General features: G+C 40.3%; 4 protein-coding genes. 2 read left to right on the top strand and 2 right to left on the bottom strand.

Annotation, left to right across the window (positions count from 1 at the left end):
• Positions 1-512: 512 nt before the first annotated feature.
• Both DW640_RS22900 and DW640_RS22905 read right to left on the bottom strand, forming a co-directional pair.
• On the bottom strand, positions 513-1,451 hold the full coding sequence (locus DW640_RS22900; RefSeq protein WP_199610454.1) for a site-specific integrase: 939 nt from the start codon (positions 1,449-1,451) through the stop codon (positions 513-515).
• A gap of 841 nt (positions 1,452-2,292) precedes the next feature.
• The gene (locus tag DW640_RS22905; RefSeq protein ID WP_008760134.1) at positions 2,293-2,469 is read right to left on the bottom strand and encodes a histone H1; all 177 of its coding nucleotides are present in this window, start codon (positions 2,467-2,469) and stop codon (positions 2,293-2,295) included.
• A gap of 147 nt (positions 2,470-2,616) precedes the next feature.
• Between DW640_RS22905 and DW640_RS22910 the strand changes: the two genes are divergently transcribed.
• Together DW640_RS22910 and DW640_RS22915 are read left to right on the top strand one after the other, a co-directional pair.
• Entirely contained in the window at positions 2,617-3,264 is a 648-nt protein-coding gene (locus DW640_RS22910; protein ID WP_008760133.1) for a helix-turn-helix domain-containing protein, read from the top strand.
• A 34-nt stretch (positions 3,265-3,298) separates the two neighbouring features.
• The coding region (locus DW640_RS22915; protein WP_147326406.1) for an alanine:cation symporter family protein at positions 3,299-3,568 on the top strand (270 nt) is incomplete at its 3' end.

A 3,568-nucleotide genomic window follows, 5' to 3' on the forward strand; every position in this document is an offset into this window, starting at 1 on the left:
TTAAAAACTTTTTGTTCATAATAAAAAACTTTTAATTTATAAATTAAAAAAATAATAAAAATATAATTTCTCACTTTTGATTTTAAATCCCATGTGTTGTTCCGTTCATTTCTCGTGCGACCTCCTTTTCTTAATTCATTCAACCTTTATTTCCCTTATATAATACACTATGAAGCATACAGGCCAAACAGCCTTTACCCGTTACTTTCTAGGTAACGGGTAAACCTTTGTCCTGACTCCTGTGGAGCTATCTATATGAAAAACCGGACTATTTTACAGTGAAACATATTTACCCCTGCTTCAGACATGCGGCAGAGGGGAGGAAATTCTTTGTATCTTGATCAGAGGTTAACAGGTCCCTAACAGAAAGAAATCCGTTGTTTTATCGTATTATTTCTCTTTTTTTAGTAGTTTATCAGAAAAAATATCTTTTTTGTTTGCATGTTTTCCAAAATATATCCATCTTTGCAACGCTATTTAGCTCCGTTACCTAGAAAGTAACAGATTCATTTTCAAGCTACTACTCCAGCTATTGAATGTTTTACAAAATCAATAATCTGATTATTAGCCTCATCAATTTTCTTATTACGGAAAGGTTTTAGATAAGTCTCGGTCACCTTGATGGACGAGTGCCCCATAGCTTCGGAGATAATACCTGGATGAATTTCGCAATAATAGGCTGTTGTAGCCCATGTATGGCGGGCGGTGTATGAACTCAGTCTATCGTTCAGTCCCAATACCTCCCCCAAGAGCGTGAGCTGCTGGTTGAAGCTGCGCAATGCCAACTGATATTCCCGGTAAGCCTCCTTTGTTCCCTCTCCGCTTTTCAGCAGTGAGAAGAGATAGGGCGAATGGCTGTCGCGGTTCATATACTTCTTTAATAGTTCGAGCGCTTCCGGAGTAAGCGTCACCGACAAGGGCCGGCCTGTCTTCCGCCTGCGGTAAGTGATCACATTATCTCTCAAATCACTTTTACGCAGATAAGCGAGATCGACAAACGGCAGACCACGAAGCAAGAACATCAGCACGAACATGTCCTGCACACGCCTCACGGCAAGAGGTATGGCGGAAGATGAAGGCAGTCTGGTGAATACCTTCTTCATATCTTCATCACACAATGCCCTCTTATGGTCCGCACGCGTGCCCGTATAAACAGAGCGGAACAGATGGGGCGTATAAACGACCATCCTACTGTTGACGGCACGATTGTACACCGCACGAAATGTTCTTAGATAAGTGGAAACGGTGTTCCAGCTACATCCCTTCCCACGAAGGTGTATCTCGAAACCTTTCAACCACTCCGGGGTGACCTCGTCAAAAGAAAAATCCCCTTCCCCACAATAAGCAATGATGGCATTGGTGCTGCTGCGATATACGTGCGCCGTACCAAAGTTTCCCCCCATCCGTAGCTCTTCGGCTACTTGCTTCATAAATGCTACTACTTTTAACATTGTACTCAGTATTAAATATTACACAATAAATATACACATATTTCAGCAACTATAATTGCCTAATACGCATATACACGACCAATTTTCAGAATAAGACACTCCGAAAATCAGTATCACCGAAAAACGAAACAACAAATAGGGAAAGATTGAGTTCATTTATTCAAATTACCATGAATAACTTTTCACATATAGCGACATCTATTGATCACTAAAAAAGGACCTTTCTTAAAAAAGGAATATTTAAACAGTGAAAGAAGGGCATAATTGTATCCCACTTTAAAGAAAGGCATAAAAATGTCATCATTCACAAATACAGGATTCCTCTTTTTTACTATTCAAAGAGTTTATCGGTCAAATCAGAAGTATAATTCTTTTTCACTGATCATTCTGATCGCTTACTGAAGAAAAACAGTTCCGAATGACACTTTTATTTTCCCGGTATTTATGGATCAATTAGAAGAAAATTAAGCAAAAACAGCTTTTTCAGGTCTTCCTTACCGACGGAAAACAGGTTGGTCGGTGAGGAAGGAGGCGTTGGTTTTAAAGAAACACCCCCTTGGTTTAAAACCAAAAGATACTTTTTTGTTTTGAAAAGGTGTATATTTCATGTAGTTTCATGCAAAGAATGTTTTTTTTTCGTATATTATTGCATTTATTTATGCAGATTTTTCTCTAGTTCGTTATTTTTAGAGTGACCGTTTTTCAATGTAATCTTAAAAATAGCACATTCGTCCGATATTTCGGGTTTCAGAAAAGAGAAGGAGGTATAAATAGAAGAAGAGGATGCATCTCACGACACATCCTCTTCTTTTTTCCTGATATCTTAGTAGACTTCTATTTCTTAGTTTTTAGAAGCTTCCAAAGATGCTTTACGGAATTCTTTCATTGCTTTTTCGATTTCCAAAGAAGCCTTACGAGCACGAGTTCCTGCTGCTTTGTTACCGTTTTCAATCTGAGCGTTAGCATCTTTTGAGAAGTCAGCATACAGAGCTGCTACTTTTTCTACCAATTCTTTCATAATCCTTTTATTTTTTTCGTTAATAATGTGTCGCAAAAATACACTGTTTCCCGAAATAAACGCATAAAAACAATATTTTTTTTGAATTTATCTGCGAAAATAAGCTAAAAAAAGGGCTTTTCACCATTTTTCCCTACCTTTGTAGCCATGAAAACGCTTACTGATACGGATTACATACATACTTTGATAGCTGAAGGAGAGCATCAGCAACAGGACTTCAAATTCGAAATTTCCGACGCACGCAAGATTGCCAAAACGCTGTCGGCTTTTGCCAATACCGACGGAGGACGGCTATTGATCGGCGTGAAAGACAATGGACGAATAGCCGGCGTACGATCTGAAGAGGAAAAATATATGATTGAAGCAGCCGCACAACTTTATTGCATCCCGGAGATAGATTATACTTTACAAACATATATCGTGGAAGGCAAACAGGTATTAGTAGCCACCATCGAAGAGAATCCGCACAAGCCTGTCTATGCGAAAGACGAAAACGGAAAGCCTCTCGCCTATCTCCGCATCAAGGATGAGAATATACTGGCTACCCCTATCCACCTGCGTGTATGGCAACAAAGTGGCAGCCCGCGGGGAGAACTGATCCGTTATACGGAACGCGAACAACTCCTGCTCGACCTGCTGGAACAGGGAACACTGCTTTCACTCAACCGGTATTGTCGGCAGACCGGTATTTCCCGACGTGCCGCCGAACATCTGCTTGCCAAATTTGTTCGGTATGATATAGTAGAGCCCGTATTCGAAAATCATAAATTTTATTTCCGAATGAAAAACGAGTGATATACTACGATTTATTCTTTTCAAAAACCTAACTATGAACTTTATCAATGAAATAAATGATATACTCTGGACATACATCCTGATTATCATGTTACTGGGCTGTGCCGTTTGGTTCAGCATCCGAACGCGGTTCGTACAGTTCCGTATGCTTCGCGAAATGATTGTATTACTCAGCGAGTCCGCCGGAAAAGGAAAACAGGGCGAGAAACATGTTTCATCTTTTCAGGCATTCGCTATTACGATTGCCAGCCGTGTGGGTACGGGCAACTTGGCAGGGGTGGCCACCGCCATCGCCATCGGCGGA

The organism is Bacteroides sp. AM23-12, assembly GCF_003434395.1.
GTDB classification, from domain to species: Bacteria; Bacteroidota; Bacteroidia; order Bacteroidales; family Bacteroidaceae; genus Bacteroides; species Bacteroides thetaiotaomicron.